This is a genomic window from Nocardioides currus (genome assembly GCF_003057875.1).
Lineage (GTDB): Bacteria > Actinomycetota > Actinomycetes > Propionibacteriales > Nocardioidaceae > Nocardioides > Nocardioides currus.
This window is the reverse complement of record NZ_PYXZ01000007.1, coordinates 111,580-128,761: the sequence shown is the minus strand read 5'-3', so window position 1 is coordinate 128,761 and position 17,182 is coordinate 111,580. Positions and strand designations below refer to the sequence as shown.

Sequence of the window (17,182 nt, the reverse complement as noted above, 5' to 3'; positions counted from 1 at the left end):
CTGCTCGCCGCTACTCCGCCCCGATGCGCCGGAGCAGGTGCGCGAGGTCGGGGTCGCCGCCGCGGAACGTGCGGTAGGAGTCCATGGCGTCGAGCGAGCCGCCCGGGCCGAGCAGGGTGCGCCGGAAGTGCTCACCCGCCTCCCGGGTCATCCCGCCCTGGTCGTCGAACCACGCGACCGTGTCGGCGTCCATGATCTCGGACCAGAGGTAGGAGTAGTACGCCGCCGAGTAGCCACCGCCGAAGATGTGGTGGAAGTAGGCCGAGCGGTAGCGCGGCGGCACCGGTGCGTAGCGGACGCCGGCCCGCTCGAGGGCGGCCAGCTCGAAGTCCTCGACACCCTCGGCGTCGGCCGGCAGGTCGTCGGCGGCCGACTGGTACCACGCCTGGTCGAGGATCATCGCGCCCAGCAGCTCGGCGTAGCGAAAGGTCTCCTTGCCCTCCCCGCCGAGGAGCTGGTCGCGGAGCTCGGCCGGCAGGGGCTCCCCGGTCTCGTGGTGACGGGCGTAGGCGGCGAGCAGGCTGGGCTCACGCGCCCAGATCTCGTTGACCTGGCTCGGGAACTCGACGAAGTCGCGGGGCACCGCGGTGCCGCTGCGGCTCGGGAAGCGCACATCGGAGAGCAGGCCGTGCAGGTCGTGGCCGAACTCGTGGAACAGCGTGATCACGTTGTCCCACGACAGCAGGCTCGGGCTGCCGGGCGCGGGCGGCGGGAAGTTGCAGGTGTTGGTGACGACGGGGGAGTCGTCGAGCAGGTGGCTCTGGTCGACGATGCTGGTCATCCAGGCGCCGCCCTGCTTCGTCGAGCGCGTGTAGGGGTCGATGACCACCGCGCCGAGGTGGCTGCCGTCCTCCTCCAGCACTTCGTAGACGCGTGAGTCGGCGGTGTAGCCGACGAGGTCCTCGCGCCGCGCGAACGTGATGCCGTAGAGCGCGGTCGCGGCGGCGAACACGCCCTCGGTCAGCACCCGGTCGAACTCGAGGTAGGGCCGCAGGGCGCCTTGGTCGAGGGCCGCCTCCTGCTGCCGCAGCCGCGCGTCGACGTACGCCCAGTCCCACGCCTCGAGGGTGGCGCCGGGCTCGATCGTCTCGAGGTGGGCCTGGAGCTGCTCGCCGCGCGCGCGGACCAGGTCGTACGCCGCGGGGCCGAGCCGGCCGAGGATGTCGTTGACGGCGTCGGTGCTGCCCGCGCAGCCGTCCTCGGCGGCGTAGGCGGCGTGGTGGGGGTAGCCCAGCAACCGGGCCCGCTCGTCGCGCAGGCGGGTCATCGTGAGCAGCACGCCACGGGTGTCGTGCTCGCCGGCGACCAGTCCGCGCTCGGCGCTCGCGCGGTGCACGCGCTCGCGCAGCGACCGGTCGTTCAGCTCGCCGAGGACGGGCTGCCCGGTCGTGTTGGTGATGGTCAGGAGCCAGCCGTCCTGCCCCTTCTCCTGCGCGGCCTCCTTCGCCGCCGCCAGCTGATCGTCGTCGAGGCCGTCGAGCTCGGCCTCGTCCGTGACGAGCACGCCGGCGGCGTTGCGTCCAGCCACGAGCAGCTGGTCGAACTTGGTGGCCAGGGTTGCGAGCTCGGTGTTGAGCTCCCGCAGCCGGGCCTGCTCGGCCTCGGGCAGCACGATCCCGCCACGCTCGAACTCCCTGAGCCGCTCGGCGAGCAGGTGGGTCTCCTGCGGGTCGAGGGTGACCTCGCCCGCGTCGCGGCGGTCGCGCAGCTGGGTGAGCCGGGCGTAGAGGTCGGCGTTGAGGAGGATCGCGTCCTCGTGCTGGGCCAGCCGGGGTGCGATCTCCTCCTCGATCGCGTCGCGCTCGTCGTTGGTGTCGGCGGCCTTGGCGACCCAGAAGGCGTTCATCGCCCGGGTCAGCAGCGCCCCCGACCGCTCCCACGCCTCGAGGACGTTGTCGACGGTGGCGGGCTCGGTGCTCCCTGCGATCGCGTCGAGCTCGACGAGGTGCTCGGACATGCCCTGCTCGATGGCCTCGCGGAAGTCCGCGTCGGTCAGGTGGGCGTAGTCGGGGAGGGCGAACGGGAGCGTCGACGGGCTCAGCAGGGAGTTGGTCATGGCGCCATCCAAGCAAACCTGCGCACGGAGCGGGTGCCGCCCGGCGCTCGCTCAGGCCAGCCAGGCGGCGTAGAAGATCCCGAGCCCGGCGGCGACACTGATGCCGGCGACGATCCAGAAGCGGATCACGACCGTCACCTCGTCCCAGCCGGCGTGCTCGAAGTGGTGGTGGATCGGAGCGATCCGGAAGATCCGGCGCCCGGTGCCGGTGACGCGGCGGGTGATCTTGAACCAGCTCATCTGCAGCAGCACGCACACGGTCTCGATCACGAACAGCCCGGCGATGACGACCATCAGCAGCTCGGTGCGCGACATGATGGCCAGGCCCGCGAGGGCGCCACCGATGGCCAGCGAGCCCACGTCGCCCATGATGATCCGGGCGGGCTTGGCGTTCCACCACAGGAAGCCGACGCACGCAGCGGCGATGGCGGCCGAGAAGACCGCCAGGTCGAGCGGGTCGCGCACCTCGTAGCACTTCGACTCCACCACGTTGGCGCGCACCGAGCCGCACAGCTGGTTGTTCTGCCAGATGTTCACCACGACGTACGCCCCGAAGACCATCGCAGAGGTGCCGGCGAGCAGTCCGTCGGCGCCGTCGGTGAGGTTGGCGGCGTTGGACGTGGCGGTCACGATGAACCAGATCAGGACGAGCACCACCACCAGCGGCAGCTTGATGCCCCAGTCCTGCGTGGTCGAGAGGTGCAGCGACGCGGGGCGCACGCCGCGCTCGTCGGCGAAGAGCTGGGTGGCGAGCACGCCGAACCCCACGGCGACGACCGTCTGACCGGCCATCTTGGCCCGGCTGGTGAGGCCCTGGTTGTGCTGCGTGTAGACCTTGATGAAGTCGTCGAGGAAGCCCACGATCCCGCACCCGAGGAAGAGCAGCATCAGCAGCCAGGCGCTCGCACTGGGTGCGGTGCCGGTCACCAGCCTCGCCACGAGGTAGGCCGCGATCGCGCTCAGCAGGACCACCAGACCGCCCATCGTCGGTGTGCCCTGCTTGACGTGGTGGGTGGTCGGACCGTCGTCGCGGATCGGCTGGCCGTAGCCGTGCCGGGTGAACCAGCCGATGGCGAGCCGGGTGCCGAACAGGGAGAAGACCGCAGCGAGCCCACCGGCGAACAGGATCGCCCGCATGTCGTCCCCTTCCCGTGTGTCGTCCGTCGTGTCGTCCGTCGTGTCGTCCGTCGTGTCGTCGAGCCGCCGACCAGTGTGCGCGACGGAAGCGGCCAAGCCGGGGTCCGCCGCGCGTGGCACCTCGAAGTCATCCGCACCTCTGGCGCGTCCGCCGCCTGCGTCGCTAGGCTCGCCCGCCCATGACCACGACGCAGAACCACCAGCTCGACGTCGTGCAGGTCGGTGCGCCGCTGGTCATCACATTCGGGTTCTACGCCGCGAGCGGACCCGGGGAGTTCGAGCTCCTCGGGCGCCTGCGCAACCTCGAGCAGGCCAGCGGCCGCCCGCTCAACAAGCTCCTGGTGCGCGACCCCTCGATGCGGTGGTACCTCGGTGGCATCGACGGCCTCGGCCACGACGTGTCATCGACCGTCGAGGCGCTGCGCGAGCAGGTCGAGGCGGTGGCGCCGAGCGCCGTGGTCACCGTCGGGCAGTCGATGGGCGGCTACGCCGCGATCCTGTACGGCGCACTGCTCCGTGTCGACAAGGTCGTGTCCTTCGGGACGCTCTCGTGCTTCGACCGTCGCCTCTGGTCGATCATCGGCGACCACCGGTGGGGACCGGTGCTCGACGCCGTCGAGCGAAGCGGGCTCGACATCGCCGACCACGCCGACCTGCCCGCCCTGCTCGCCCGCCAGCACGACCCCCAGCCCGACATCGACCTCGTCTTCGGGCTCTCGGCCGGGGAGGGCATCGACATCGGGACGGCGATCGGCCACGACGGCGCCCATGCCGTCCGGTTCGCGGGCCGGCGCAACGTCAGCATCCTGCCGATCGCCCACTCCGGGCACGCGGTCGTCGAGCACTTCCGCGCGGGCGGCGTGCTCACCGCCGTACTGGCACAGCGCCTCTTCGGCACGTCCCTCGTGCCGACGATCCGGGGCCTCCGCGACGACGGCTGGGTGGCGTGGCTCGAGGACAACCTCCGCCTCGGCTCGACGGTCGCCGACCTCGTCCCGGTGATGCGAGGCAACGGGCTCACCGACGAACAGGCGCAGCACCTCGTCGACCGGGCCCACCTGCTGGCGGACCTCACCGGGCTGGAGGAGCACCCGCCCCGCACGACCGTGTGAGCGAGCGCGCCCTACGGGTGGTCCGTCACGGTCGTCGGTGGACCACACTGGGGCGATGCCCGAGCTGCCCGAGGTCGAGACCGCCCGCGCCGTCATCGCCGAGGCGGCCCTCGACCGCGAGATCGCGGCCGTCGACGACAGCGACACGTGGGTGTGCCGGCCGCTTCCGCCCGGGCAGATCGCCGCAGCCCTCGTCGGCCGACGGCTCGTCGCCGCAAACCGGCGTGGGAAGACGATGTGGTGCGACACCTCGGACGACGGCCCCGTCCTGTCGCTCCACCTCGGCATGAGCGGGCGCATCGTCGTCACCGACCCGGACGGGCACCCGGTCGAGGGTGGCGACCCGGTGCGCGGCCTCTCGGCGGTCTCGCCCGATCGCGACCCGGTGTGGGACAGGTTCACCATCGAGTTCGCCGACGGCGGCGTGCTGCGGCTCTTCGACAAGCGACGGCTCGGCCGCGTGGGCCTCGACCCCGACCTCACCCGCCTCGGCCCCGACGCGGGCCAGGTCCGCGCCAGCGACTTCCGCGTTCGGATGTCTCGGGGCCGGGCGCCCGTGAAGGCTCGGCTGCTCGACCAGTCAGTCATCGCGGGGGTCGGCAACCTGCTCGCCGACGAGACCCTGTGGCAGGCGCGGCTCGACCCGCACCGGCGGGTGGACACCCTCGACCGCCGGGACCTCGACGTGCTGCTCCGCGCCCTGCGCGCCGCGACCAAGCGGGCCATCCGCCGTGGCGGCGTCCACACCGGCGAGGTGATCGCCCACCGGAAGCCCGACGGACACTGCCCACGCTGCGGCTCGCCCATGGCGCGCGCGACGGTGGGCGGCAGGACCACGTGGTTCTGCCCGGTGGAGCAGGTCTGAACGAGCTCCGGTCGGCCTACGTCCGCCGGTGGAAGCTGACGCTTCCATCCGGATGGTGGGTGGTGTCGTAGCGCTGGTCGTGGATGACGCGATGGTGTCGGTGGCACAGGAGTCGTCCAGTCGCCGTGTCGGTCGATCCGCCTCGTGACCAGTGCTGGTCGTGGTGGACGTGACAGGCAGCCGGAGGAAGGTCGCAGCCCTGGGCTGTGCAGCCGCCGTCGCGGTGGGCGATGACGAGGCGTTGCGCCTTGGAGTGGAAACGGCGGGTCCGGCCGAGGTCGAGGACCTCGGAGGTGCCACCGAGAACAGCCGGCACGATCCCTGCCTCGCACGCGAGACGGCGTGCCTCGGCCGCACTGATGCGGGCGCCGGTGTCGAGCGATGCCGCCGCGAGTCCGCCGGTGAGGCTGTCGAGGGACATGGTGACCACCACGGTGGCCGAAGTGCCGCCCGAGGAGGGCAGCCGATCGGCCGGGTAACGCTCGATCCAGTCGACGAATGCCGAGCCGAGGCGAACTGGCAGTGGGCGCTCGTCTCGATCCGGCACGTCGGCGGATGCATCGCCCAGACGCTGGTGTCGTGGAGCCGCGATCGCCATCAGCTGCTTGCGCAGGGCTTGAGCGGTGGCGACGGGCAGCGTGAAGCGGCCGGTCGCGGTGCCGTCGCCGCAGTCGTGCAACGTCAGGGACAGCTTCCGTGCGGCAACGGCTTCCTCGTCGGCCAGCGCCCTCGCCTCGGCGGCCTCGCCGACCTCGGGGGCGACGAGGTCCAGGATCCGGCGACCGAGGATCGCGAGCTGGCGGGCGTCGTGGTCCTTCGCCAGGACCAACAGGTGCTCCACGGCGCGTCCCTTCACCGCGGCCGGCTCCTCGACGTGTGACGGCAGGTCGTGCGGCGAGCACGGGATCGCATCGACCGCCGTCACGATCGAGCGCGCCTGCTCGACATGGAGCACCCCGCCCTCGAGCGCAGCCCGCACGGGCGCATGCAGCGGGTCCGACAGCCGACGCCCGAGATGGGTCAACCGGTTGGCCTCCGGCCGGGTCAGCAGTGAACGCTGCGACCACCACTGGCCGGTGTGGCGCGCACCGATCGCGTCACCGAGACGGCGGCGGTCGGCCTCTCCGATCGCGGCGGTGAGGGCACCCGCGCTCCGATCGGCCACACGGGTCATGGCGTCGACGAGCCGGACGAGGTCCTCGTCGGACAGAACGGACGGCGCGATCGCGAGCACGGCGTCGTACGCCTCGTCCAGCCGTGCCAGCGCAGCAGCCAGCACCGTCGACGGCGGGACCGGCAAACCGGGAGCGCGCCACTCGTCCAGGTCATTCATCGCGCTCACCGCCCTCCGCTTCATCAACCTCGACCGGATGGGTCGGGGGATGCACGCAGCGAGAGGCTGGATCGAACCAGAGCGTGAGGACTACCGCGCAGAAGACAATCGTACACCTGTTCGAATGACGTGAGAAGGTGCTGCGACGGAATGTGCCGCCTCGTCGCCGCCTGATCGCCCCACCTAGGCTCGCCCCGTGACAGGCACCCTGGTCGCGAAGGACCTGGCCGGAGGCCACGGCCACCGCACGCTCTTCGAGTCCCTCGACCTGACGGTCGCGCCGGGCGACGTCGTCGGCGTGGTCGGCGCGAACGGCGCCGGGAAGTCCACGCTCCTGCGGATCCTCGGCGGCCAGTCGCCGCCGATGGCCGGGACGGTGTCGACGGCCCCGGCCGATGCGTTCGTCGGCTGGCTGCCGCAGGAGCACGAGCGGATCGCGGGTGAGACCGTGGCGGGCTACCTCGGGCGCCGTACGGGCTCGACCGCCGCCACCGAGGCGATGGAGACCGCGGCCGCGGCCCTCGAGACCGACGACCCGGCGGCCGGCGACACCTACTCCGCGGCCCTCGACCACTGGCTCGCGACCGGCGCGCCCGACCTCGAGGACCGCGCACCGGTCACACTCGCCGAGCTCGGCCTCGACGTCGGCACCGACGCGCTGATGACGTCGCTCTCCGGCGGGCAGGCGGCCCGCGTCGCCCTCGCCGCCCTGCTGCTCAGCCGCTTCGACGTCGTGCTCCTGGACGAGCCCACCAACGACCTCGACCTCGACGGGCTCGAGCGCCTCGAGGCGTTCGTCCGCGGCCTGCGCGCAGGTGTCGTCCTCGTCTCGCACGACCGCGAGTTCCTGGCCCGCTGCGTCACGCGCATCGTCGAGCTCGACCTCGCGCAGGGCAGGGTCGCCGTGTACGACGGCGGCTACGACTCGTTCCTCGAGGAGCGTGCGGTCGCACGCCGGCACGCGCGGGAGGCCTATGAGGAGTTCGCCGAGAAGAAGGCCGACCTCGTCGGCCGCGCCCGCGTCCAGCGCGAGTGGAGCTCGCAGGGCGTGCGCAACGCGATGAAGAAGTCGCCCGACAACGACAAGATCCGGCGTCGGGCGCAGACCGAGTCGTCGGAGAAGCAGGCGCAGAAGGTGCGGCAGATGGAGTCTCGGATCGCGCGCCTCGAGGAGGTCGAGGAGCCGCGCAAGGAGTGGGTGCTCCAGTTCGACATCGCCGCGGCACCCCGCTCGTCCAGCGTCGTCGCCACGCTCGATGCGGCCACCAAGCGCCTCGGCGACTTCGAGCTCGGGCCCGTCTCGCTCCAGGTCAGCGCCGGAGACCGGGTCGCCATCACCGGTCCCAACGGCGCGGGCAAGACCACCCTGCTGCGACTGCTGCTCGGCCACACCGAGCCCGACGGCGGGCGTGCCTCCCTCGGTGCCAGCGTGGCGATCGGGGAGATCGACCAGGCCCGCACGTCCCTCGCCGAGGACCTGCCGCTCGGGGACGCGTTCGAGCTCGCCGTACCCGCCATGACCTCGGCGGAGGTCCGCACCCTGCTGGCGAAGTTCGGCCTCAAGGCCGACCAGGTCGCCAGCCTCGTCGGGCGCCTCTCGCCCGGTGAGCGCACCCGCGCCGCGATGGCCCTGCTGCAGGCCCGCGGCGTCAACCTGCTCGTCCTCGACGAGCCGACCAACCACCTCGACCTGCCCGCGATCGAGCAGCTGGAGCAGGCGCTCGAGGCGTACGGCGGGACGCTGCTGCTCGTCTCGCACGACCGCCGGCTCCTCGCCAACGTGCGGCTCGACCAGCGCTGGGAGGTCGACGCCGGACGGGTGAGCGTCCGCTGACCCCGCGATCGGCTAGCGTCGGGCCGTGCCGTCCTCGACGCTCCGGACCGTCGTCGTGCTGACGTCGATGCTTGCGCTCGCGGCGGCCGGCTTCGCCGTGGTCGTCGGGTTCTTCGCGATCGGGACCTTCGTCTCGAAGCTCGCGATCAGCAACGGTGCGCCCTCCTGCCCGGGGACCACCCTGACGGGCGACCCACGCGCGATGACGCTCGACCCGGCCATGCGCTGCACGATGCCGGTGGCCGTCCGCAACGACGGTCGCCTGGCCGTCACGCTCGACGAGCTGGTGCTGCCCTCCATGGGCGCCGAGGGCGGAGCCGCCGTCCAGGTGACCTCGTGGGACGGGCACCCGACCCCGGGCGGCGACCTCGACGCGGTCTTCGACCTTGACCGCCGGCTCGAGCCGGGGGACTCGTGGGAGACGGAGATCGAGTTCCGGTTCCGACCGGAGGGGTGCACCGGGCGCGGGACCTTCGTCGTGTTCCTCCCGGCCGTCCGCGCCGGGGCCTGGGGCCGCTCGGTGGAGGTGCCCGGGCCGGGCGTCCTCTTCGCCGGGACGCGCGACAGCTCCTGCTAGGCGTGCACGTCGCGGGGCCGACGTCCCACCCCAAAGGAGGTCAAAACGGACGCCGAGGTGCTCGCGTCGAGCCGGTGCGCGCCCTAGCGTGACGCCCATGACAGCCCCCGGCTCCACCTTCGCCTCACCCGTCGACGGCACGACCCTCGCCACCTACACGTGGCAGGACCTGTTCGTGCCGTCCGCGTCGGTCCAGGTCGCCCATGGCCTCGCCGAGCACTCGTCGCGCTACGCCCGCCTCGCTCGCGCGCTCAACGGCGCCGGCTACCTCGTCCACGCGCACGACCACCGCGGCCACGGCCAGTCGATCGACGGCACGCCCGGGGACCTCGGGAAGGCCGGGTTCGACGCCCTGGTGGCCGACACCGCGGCGTACGGCGCCATCCTCCGCGACGAGCGTCCCGACCTGCCGCTCTTCCTGCTCGCGCACTCCATGGGCTCGTTCGCCGCCCAGTCGCTGCTCCTCGAGCACTCCGACCTCTACGCCGGCGTGATCCTGTCCGGCACCACCGCGCTCGACCTGCTCGCCGCCGAGCTCGCCACGGCGGAGGGGCCGGTCGGGCTCGAGGCGTTCAACGCCGGTTTCGAGCACCGGACCGGCTACGAGTGGCTCTCGCGCGACGAGGCGGAGGTCGACGCGTACGTCGCCGACCCGCTGTGCGGGTTCGACCTGCCCGAGGAGACGGTGCCGGCCCTGTTCGGCGCGGCGGAGACGCTGGCGAAGGTCGAGACGCTGTCGGCCATCAGGTCCGACCTGCCGATCCTGATCGCCTCGGGCTCGGCCGACCCGCTGGCCGGGGGCGGCGAGCTGGTGCAGGTGCTCGCCGGTCGCTACCGCGCGGCCGGTGTGGCCGACGTCACGGTCAGGCTCTACGAGGGGGCCCGGCACGAGATCTTCAACGAGACCAACCGCGACGAGGTGACCGCCGACGTCATCGCGTGGCTGTCGGCCCACCGCTGACCGGTATCGCCGACGATCAGTCGGCCGAGACGGCCGCGAGGAACCGGGCCACCTCCGCCGGGTCGGCCGCGTCGTCGTAGGTCAGGTCGAACCACGCGCCCGGCTCGCCCTCGGACGTGTAGACGGACAGCCGGCCCTCGATGCCGGGAAGGAAGTACGTCGACCGGCGGGCCGTCTCGACCGCCTGTGAGTGCTTGCCGAGCGCGGCGAGCGCGGCGCCGGCCTCCTCGCGGGTCGTCCCGTCCGCCAGCCGGCCGTGCCGCTCCAGGCGGTGCTCGTTGACCTCGAGGGTCCACCCCTCCACCCACGGGTTGAGCCGCCCGTCGAGCAGCCACTGCACCGCGTCGAGGAAGTCGGGGCCCACCCGGTGGACGACGTCCTCGTTGCGCGGGAGCACGTAGAACGCGCGCGGGTCGGCCGGGTCGAAGCAGAGCTCGTCGCCGTCGAAGGTCGAGGCCAGCACGACCCCGCGCGCCTGCAGGTCGGCGCGGTCGACGCCGGCCTCGGTGGTGTCCCAGAACCAGTACTGCCCGACGCGCTCGCGCCACTGGCTCGTCGCCACGGGGACCTGGTCGGGCGTGAGCACCCCGACGAAGTGGCCCAGCGACCCGCCGCCCACCCGCCGGACGAATCGGGCGTATCCCCGCGGCAGCGCTGCCCCCAGCTCGGTCTCCGCGCGGGCGAGGTCCGCCTCGGTCGCCTCGACGACGCGGGAGGGGTTGACCACCAGCAGGTCGGCGAAGCCGGACCCGGGGGTGCCCGGCCGCAGCGGCGCCGGCGGGGGAGCAGCGGCCACCTCCGCCGAGGACGATCCCTCGTCGGGAGTCGTGGCTCCGCAGGCCGCCAGGAGGAACGCCCCCAGGAACGCCCCCAGGAACGCCCCCGGCCACACCCGACCGATGCCGACCCCCGTCACGGGTGGATGGTGACGGACGGGTCCGTGTCCCGTCAACGACCCGGCGGGCGTCGGCTAGCGTCGACCTCGTGCTGCGCAACGGACCGTCCGGCTACGGCTCGGTCACCAAGGCGCTGCACTGGGCCACGGTGCTGGCGCTGCTCGCACAGTTCGCCGTCGGTTACGCCATGGACCCCGACGACGGAGGGCGCGGCCGGGGCCGGGGGCGGGGGCGGGGCCGTGCAGGTGAGTCCGGGCGGGGGCGGGGCCGGGGAGGCGACGACGGCGACGGCTACGACGTGCTCGACGACCGACTCCTCACCATCCACGTCGCGCTCGGGATCCTGGTCATCGCGCTGGTGTGCCTGCGGCTCGCCTGGCGCCGCATCGACGGCCTGCCGCCGTGGGCGGACGCCCTCGGTCCCGGCCAGCGGACCGTGGCGACCTGGACGGAGCGCACGCTGCTCGCCACGTTGCTCGTCATCCCTGCCACCGGTGTCGTGCTGGTCCTCAGCGGTGAGGACGACCTGCTCGGGCTGCACGTCGCGGCCCACGTGACGTTCTTCGCCGCCCTGGCCGCGCATCTCGGGCTCGTGCTGGGCAAGCGGCTGCTGCCACGGATGTTGTGAACCTCAGCGCTCGAGGGGCCAGCCGCGCTGGGCCCAGCCGCCGGTCCCCTCGGTGACGTTGAAGGCGGACAGGCCCTGGCCGCGGAGGTAGTCGACGACCTGACGGCTCCGGCTGCCGGAGGCACAGATGACGAAGAACGGCTCGTCGGCGGGGAGGTCGGCGAGGCGGCCGGGGACGTCGTTCATGGGGACGTGCACCGCGCCGGGGACGTGACCGGCGGTGAACTCGTGGTCCTCGCGGACATCGAGCACGTAGGCGCCGGTCGCGTGGGCAGCGGCGAAGTCGTCGAGCCCGATCTCGCCGCCCTCGGCTGCCTGCTGGGCCGCACCGGCCTGGCGGCGTACCTCGTCCATGTCGAGCTCGCGAGCCTGCCGGATCACATCACCGAGCGCCTGCGGGGGCAGGGCGCCGGCCTGGTTGAAGAGCAGGATCCCGTCGCGGAAGAGCATGAGCGTCGGGATCGAGGAGATGCCGGCCTGACCGGCCAGCTGCTGCTCGGCCTCGGTGTCCACCTTGCCGAAGACGATGTCGGGGTTGGCCTCGGCGGCCGCCTCGAAGACGGGGCCGAACTGCTTGCACGGTCCGCACCACTCGGCCCAGAAGTCGACGAGGACGATGCCCTCGCCGGTGACGGTCTCCTCGAAGGTTGCTGCGGTCAGCTCACGGGTGCTCATCCCGCAAGCCTGCCACGAGGGCGTTCATCTGCGCCCGTCGCGTGACCCCGGCGGGGCCGGGGCGTTGACGAGGCATGGGTGCGAGCGTGCGGACGAGAGCGGACCGGCGGCGGGGCATGGCCCGGCTCGGGCTGACGGTGGCGGTCGCGGTGACGGTGCTGGCCGGGACGCTCGCGCTCTCCGGCCAGGCGCAGGGCGGGCGCGAGGCCCAGCCGGTGCCGCGCGCCGACTGCGGCGACGGAGCGCGACCCGAGACCGACATCCAGGGACGCGTGCCGGCCGCCGACTACGCCTCCGGCCGCGTGGACCGCGGCTATCGCTGCAACGCGCGGGCCGTCTCCCACCACGGCAGCTCCGGTGGCTTCAAGGTGCACCGCTACACCGACGCCCGCGGCCAGACATGCGCGTTCTACGACAGCACGCTCGTCTTCCCGCGCGACCTCGTCTACAACCTGACCTCGGGCCTCGGCGTCGTCGTGCTCGCGATGGACAACCCGAAGCGGCCGCGCCAGACCGCCACCCTCACGTCGCCGGCGATGCTCAGCCCCCACGAGTCCCTGCTGCTCAACGAGGAGCGCGGCCTGCTGGCGGCCACCCTCGGCACGGCGGCGACCTACCCGGGCATCCTCGACGTGTACGACGTCCGCACCGACTGCCGCCACCCGCGACTGCTCTCGTCGACCCCGAGCGGCCTGCTCGGCCACGAGAGCGGGTTCGCGCCAGACGGCAGGACCTTCTGGACCGCGAGCACCTCCGGCACGCTGGTCGCGATCGACGTGAGCGACCCGTCGTCGCCGCTGCCGGTCATGGTCCAGCCGGGCGTGAACTACCACGGCCTGCGCTTCTCGGCCGACGGCGACACCATGTACGCCGCGAACATCGGCCAGCCCGACCTCGGCAGCCTCGACCTGATGGGTCGCACCGGACTGGACGTCCTGGACGTCGGCAGGGTCAACGACCGGGTGCCCGGCGCCGTACCCACCGTGCTGTCGAAGCTGACCTGGCCCGGTGCCTCCATCCCGCAGTCCGCGGAGCCGTTCACGCAGGACGGTCACGACTACGTGCTGGAGATGGACGAGTTCGCCGACCTCTTCTCGCTCAAGGGGGTCGCCGACCTCGCCAACGCACCGGTCGGCGCGGGCCGGATCATCAACGTCGACGACCCGCGCCACCCCTTCGTCGTGTCCGACCTGCGCCTCGAGGTGCACCAGGCCGACGTGCACGGCGGCGAGCAGTTCCACGACCCGGGCGCGGACTTCCCGGCCCAGGGCTACGCCGGCCACTACTGCTCGGTGCCGACCCGCGACGAGCCGAGGATCGCCGGTTGCTCGATGATCGCCTCCGGGCTGCGGCTCTTCGACATCAGCGACGTGGAGCACCCGCGCGAGGTCGCCTACTTCAACAAGCCGCAGCGCCCGGGCAGCCGGCCGACCTTCCCCGACGTCGCCGGTGCCTACGCCATGTCGGCCCCCGCGTGGGACGCCGAGCGCGGCAGCGTCTGGTTCACCGACGCCAACTCCGGCTTCTACGACGTGAAGCTCACCAACGGGGTCGCGCGGCTGCTGCGCTGACCGTCAGGCGTCGGCGAGCCGGAAGGTGTTGCCGTCGGGGTCGGTGAGGACGGTCCACCCGTCGGTGTCACCGACCAGCGTGGCGCCGAGCCCGACGAGCCGCGCCACCTCGTCCGGACGGCCCGACGGAGCCGTCAGGTCGACGTGCAGCCCCCCGCGCTCCGTCGGCGCGAGCTCGGGACCTCCGCCCCAGGCGATCTTGGTCCCGCCGTACGGCGCCTGGACGGCCGTCTCGTCGTCCTGGTCCCACACGAGCGGCCAGTCGAGGACCGCGCTCCAGAAGTGTCCGAGGGCGCGGGAGCCGTCGCAGGCGAGCTCGCCGAGGAACCCGCAACCGGCGAGGAACGAGCTCCCCGGCTCGATCACGCAGAACGCGTTGCCCTCCGGGTCGGCGAGGACGACGTGGCCCTCCTCGGGGAGCAGGCCGACGTCGAGGTGACGCGCTCCGAGCGCGAGTGCCCGGTCGATGACCTCCTGCTGGTCGGCGGGTGAGGTCGTCGTCAGGTGCAGGTGCAGCTTCTGCTGCCCGACGGGCCGGGGCTCGTCGGTCGGACGGAAGCGCAGTCGACAGGACAGTCCGTCATCGGCGGGGAGCAGGTCGACGACACCCTCGCTGTCGACCGCCTCGCGGCGCAGCAGCGTCGACCAGAACCCCGCGAGCTGCGCTGGGTCCTCGGCGTGCAGGCAGACGGCCTCGAGTCGGGAGGTCACCCGCCCTGGCGCTCCCCGGACTCGGCCACCAGCTGCTCGGCCACGTCGCGCAGCTTGGTGTTGCTGTCCTGGGAGAGCCGGTTGAGGAACGCGAAGGCGCGTGCGTCGTCGAGGCCGAAGCGCTCCATCGTGATGCCGACGGCCTGGCCGATGACCTGGCGGGTTGCCACGGCCTCCTTGAGCTGGGTGACCTGGCGCGCGTAGCCGATCGCCATGCCGGCCTGGTGGGTGAAGAGCGCCGCGAGCGTGTCGAGGTCCTCGAAGCTGCCGCGCCGCTCGGAGTAGAGGTTGAGCGCGCCGGTGGCGTTGCGGGACTCGAACAGGCGCAGGCCGGCCATGGCCTCGATCCCGACGCCGACCGCGGCCTTCGCGAAGCGCGGGAAGCGGGTGTCCTCGGCGAGGTAGGGAGCGATCACGTGCACGGAGTCGGTCGCCGCGTCGTAGCACGGGCCCTCGCGCAGGGCGTACTGCTCGGCGTCCAGACGCACGGGCGTCTCGTGGGTGGGGGCGACGGTCTCGACGCGTCCGTCGTCGTGCTTGACGGTGATGCTGGCGAAGCGCACGTCCGGTAGGACGTCCACCGCAGCCTGTGTGATCCGACCCAGCGTCTGGTCCAGGTCGCCCGGGGTCAGTGCGTCCGTCAGGAGGCGGCTGGCCTCCAACGTCCGCTCATCGTGCTCGTGCATGGGCCAACGCTACTTCCTGACCCGGGATACCGGGAGTCCTTGCCCGCACCCGGACACATGGGCGGCCCCCGGGCCCACTGGCTCGAGACCCGGGGGCCTGAGCAACGGGTTGTCCCCGGGGTCAGCTCGTCGCTCTGGGAACTCACTACCCATCGGCGCGCCGTACATGCGTTGCTTGCCCTCGTGGGCGCCGGGGGTCTACGTTCGAGGGGTGCTCCGGGCACCCCTCGAGGGGAGTCCACAGGTTCAAGACTCGGGCCACCGCGCACACGTCACCAGCAGGTGATTCGCATGACCGTTCACACGTTGACCAGCACCGACGAGTCCGCCGTCATCTCGCGGCACGAGCGATCCCGTCGAACGTCGGACCTCTTCGCGGACGCGGCACGCGCGCGCGACGACGAGCATCGTCACGAGATGCACGAGCAGATCATGGTCCTCAACATCGGCGTCGCCCACGCCGTCGCACACCGGTTCACCAACCGAGGGGTCGACGTGCAGGACCTCGAGCAGGTCGCCTGCGAGGCGCTGATGAAGGCCGTCCAGCGCTTCGACCACACCCGCGACCACGACTTCCTGTCCTTCGCCGTCCCCACCATCAGGGGCGAGCTGCAGCGGCACTTCCGCGACCTGGGGTGGATGGTGCGACCGACACGCAGGGTGCAGGAGACCCAGTGGCAGGCGGCTCGGACGGAGGAGCACCTGACGTCCGACCTCGGCCGCACCCCGACGGGAGAGGAGGTCATCGCTGCGCTGGGCATCAGCCGGGAGGAGTATGCCGAGGCGCAGTCGGCCCACGGGTGCTTCGTGCCCGCCTCGTTGGACCAGCCCCTGGCGCCGGGGGAGGACGGTGCCGACCTGGGCTCGACCCTGACGGCGGCGGAGAGCGACCTGGACGCAGCCGAGGCGAGGGTCATCCTCGCACCCCGTGCCCGCGAGCTCTCCGAGCGCGAGCGCCTGGTGCTCTACCTGCGCTACTTCGAGGACCTCACGCAGGTCGAGATCGGGCACGAGATCGGGGTCGGCCAGGCCCAGGTCTCGCGCATCCTCAACTCCGCCCTGGCGACCATGCGCGACGGGCTGACCGGGACCGACGCAGCCTAGGCGTCCGGGTCCGGTGCCGCCGCGCGCAGCTTCTCGAGGAGCGGTCCGGCGGCCTCGGACAGGAACCGGTCCTGTCCCTCGTCCCCGACCTGGACGAGGGCGACGTCGGTGAACCCGGCCTCCCAGAACGCCGACACGGCCTCGACGATCGCGTCGAGGTCGGGGCCGCACGGGATGGAGTCGGCCACGTCGTCGGGGCGCACGAACTGGGTGGCTCCGGCGAACCCGGCCGGCGTGGGCAGGTCGGCGTTGACCTGCCAGCCACCGGCGAACCAGCGGAACTGCTCGTGGGCCCGGGCGACCGCCGCGTCGCGGTCGGGGTCCCAGCAGATCGGGATCTGACCGATCGCCCTCGCCGTGTCGCCGATGCGCGGCGCGCCGTCGACCGCGTTCCAGCCCTCGACGAGTGCGGAGTCCGGCTCGACCCCGACCAGGTGATCGGCGAGCGGGGCGAACGCCTCGATCGCCCGCTCGCCGGCGACCGCGAGCGCGAGCTCGACCCGCTGGTCGGGCACGTCCCACACCCGCGCCGAGTCGACCTGGAAGAACTCGCCGCGGTAGTCGACGAGCTCGCCGGTGTGCAACGAGCGGATGATGTCGATGGCCTCGCGCAGCATCTCGTGCCGGTCCTGGATCGCCGGCCAGCCCTCTCCGACGACGTGCTCGTTGAGGTTCTCGCCGCTGCCCAGCCCGAGCGTGAAGCGCCCCTCGGCCAGGATCTGGAGCGTGGCGGCCTTCTGCGCGACGACGGCCGGGTGGTAGCGCATCGTCGGGCAGGTCACGTAGGTCATCAGGTCGACGCGCGACGTCGCCTGCGCCACGGCGCCGAGCACGGTCCAGGCGTACGGCGCGTGGCCCTGCTCGGTGATCCACGGCGAGTAGTGGTCGCTGGAGACCTCGAAGTCGAAGCCGACCTCCTCGGCGGCGACGGCGTAGCGCACCAGCTCCCGGGGGCCGGACTGCTCGGTCATCAGGGTGTAGCCGAATCTCGTCATGCGGCGCCGTACCCGACGTCACCCGGCGCCATTCACCGCCG

At 72.4% G+C, this 17,182-nt stretch carries 16 protein-coding genes; 8 read left to right on the top strand and 8 right to left on the bottom strand.

Annotated features, from left to right (window positions below; all coding sequences use genetic code 11):
- Positions 1 to 10: 10 nt before the first annotated feature.
- Together C7S10_RS15875 and mraY are read right to left on the bottom strand one after the other, a co-directional pair.
- Complete coding sequence (locus C7S10_RS15875; protein WP_108345422.1) at positions 11 to 2,056, bottom strand: M3 family metallopeptidase; 2,046 nt, start codon at positions 2,054 to 2,056, stop codon at positions 11 to 13.
- Positions 2,057 to 2,107: 51 nt separating this feature from the next.
- Positions 2,108 to 3,193 (bottom strand): phospho-N-acetylmuramoyl-pentapeptide-transferase, encoded by a 1,086-nt coding sequence (mraY, locus tag C7S10_RS15870; RefSeq protein ID WP_108345575.1) that lies wholly within the window; start codon positions 3,191 to 3,193, stop codon positions 2,108 to 2,110.
- A 179-nt stretch (positions 3,194 to 3,372) separates the two neighbouring features.
- On the opposite strand from mraY, the gene C7S10_RS15865 reads away from it, so the two are divergent.
- Positions 3,373 to 4,305: a hypothetical protein gene (locus C7S10_RS15865; RefSeq protein ID WP_108345421.1), complete on the top strand. Its 933-nt coding sequence runs from the start codon at positions 3,373 to 3,375 to the stop codon at positions 4,303 to 4,305.
- A 55-nt stretch (positions 4,306 to 4,360) separates the two neighbouring features.
- Positions 4,361 to 5,170: an Fpg/Nei family DNA glycosylase gene (locus tag C7S10_RS15860; protein WP_108345420.1), complete on the top strand. Its 810-nt coding sequence runs from the start codon at positions 4,361 to 4,363 to the stop codon at positions 5,168 to 5,170.
- Between the two features lie 16 nt (positions 5,171 to 5,186).
- Here C7S10_RS15860 and C7S10_RS15855 read toward each other — a convergent pair whose 3' ends face one another.
- Positions 5,187 to 6,503 carry an HNH endonuclease signature motif containing protein gene (locus C7S10_RS15855; protein ID WP_165807178.1) on the bottom strand — a complete coding sequence of 439 codons (1,317 nt, stop codon included), beginning with the start codon at positions 6,501 to 6,503 and terminating at the stop codon, positions 5,187 to 5,189.
- Positions 6,504 to 6,699: 196 nt separating this feature from the next.
- Between C7S10_RS15855 and C7S10_RS15850 the strand changes: the two genes are divergently transcribed.
- The 3 genes from C7S10_RS15850 to C7S10_RS15840 all read left to right on the top strand — a co-directional run bounded on the left by C7S10_RS15850 (position 6,700) and on the right by C7S10_RS15840 (position 9,875).
- Entirely contained in the window at positions 6,700 to 8,337 is a 1,638-nt protein-coding gene (locus C7S10_RS15850; RefSeq protein WP_108345418.1) for an ABC-F family ATP-binding cassette domain-containing protein, read from the top strand.
- 25 nt (positions 8,338 to 8,362) lie between these two features.
- Complete coding sequence (locus tag C7S10_RS15845) at positions 8,363 to 8,914, top strand: hypothetical protein (protein WP_108345417.1); 552 nt, start codon at positions 8,363 to 8,365, stop codon at positions 8,912 to 8,914.
- Between the two features lie 97 nt (positions 8,915 to 9,011).
- Complete coding sequence (locus tag C7S10_RS15840) at positions 9,012 to 9,875, top strand: alpha/beta hydrolase (protein WP_108345416.1); 864 nt, start codon at positions 9,012 to 9,014, stop codon at positions 9,873 to 9,875.
- 16 nt (positions 9,876 to 9,891) lie between these two features.
- On the opposite strand, the gene C7S10_RS15835 is transcribed toward C7S10_RS15840, so the two are convergent.
- On the bottom strand, positions 9,892 to 10,791 hold the full coding sequence (locus C7S10_RS15835) for an SMI1/KNR4 family protein (RefSeq protein ID WP_108345415.1): 900 nt from the start codon (positions 10,789 to 10,791) through the stop codon (positions 9,892 to 9,894).
- Positions 10,792 to 10,859: 68 nt separating this feature from the next.
- Here C7S10_RS15835 and C7S10_RS15830 point away from each other — a divergent pair, with 68 nt between their 5' ends.
- Positions 10,860 to 11,399 (top strand): cytochrome b, encoded by a 540-nt coding sequence (locus C7S10_RS15830; RefSeq protein WP_165807177.1) that lies wholly within the window; start codon positions 10,860 to 10,862, stop codon positions 11,397 to 11,399.
- Between the two features lie 3 nt (positions 11,400 to 11,402).
- Here the strand turns inward: C7S10_RS15830 and trxA are convergent, their stop codons facing one another.
- Positions 11,403 to 12,074 (bottom strand): thioredoxin, encoded by a 672-nt coding sequence (gene trxA / locus C7S10_RS23085; protein WP_165807176.1) that lies wholly within the window; start codon positions 12,072 to 12,074, stop codon positions 11,403 to 11,405.
- Between the two features lie 86 nt (positions 12,075 to 12,160).
- On the opposite strand from trxA, the gene C7S10_RS15820 reads away from it, so the two are divergent.
- Complete coding sequence (locus tag C7S10_RS15820; RefSeq protein WP_133176539.1) at positions 12,161 to 13,645, top strand: LVIVD repeat-containing protein; 1,485 nt, start codon at positions 12,161 to 12,163, stop codon at positions 13,643 to 13,645.
- A gap of 3 nt (positions 13,646 to 13,648) precedes the next feature.
- On the opposite strand, the gene C7S10_RS15815 is transcribed toward C7S10_RS15820, so the two are convergent.
- Positions 13,649 to 14,356, bottom strand: a complete 708-nt coding sequence (locus tag C7S10_RS15815) for a VOC family protein (RefSeq protein ID WP_108345412.1) — start codon at positions 14,354 to 14,356, stop codon at positions 13,649 to 13,651.
- Positions 14,353 to 15,042, bottom strand: a complete 690-nt coding sequence (locus tag C7S10_RS15810; RefSeq protein ID WP_108345411.1) for a GAF and ANTAR domain-containing protein — start codon at positions 15,040 to 15,042, stop codon at positions 14,353 to 14,355. Before C7S10_RS15810 ends, C7S10_RS15815 begins: the two co-directional genes overlap by 4 nt.
- 291 nt (positions 15,043 to 15,333) lie before the next feature.
- Between C7S10_RS15810 and C7S10_RS15805 the strand changes: the two genes are divergently transcribed.
- The gene (locus C7S10_RS15805) at positions 15,334 to 16,146 is read left to right on the top strand and encodes a sigma-70 family RNA polymerase sigma factor (protein ID WP_165807175.1); all 813 of its coding nucleotides are present in this window, start codon (positions 15,334 to 15,336) and stop codon (positions 16,144 to 16,146) included.
- Here C7S10_RS15805 and C7S10_RS15800 read toward each other — a convergent pair.
- Complete coding sequence (locus tag C7S10_RS15800; protein ID WP_108345409.1) at positions 16,143 to 17,141, bottom strand: LLM class F420-dependent oxidoreductase; 999 nt, start codon at positions 17,139 to 17,141, stop codon at positions 16,143 to 16,145. The genes C7S10_RS15805 and C7S10_RS15800 overlap by 4 nt on opposite strands.
- Positions 17,142 to 17,182 lie beyond the last annotated feature (41 nt).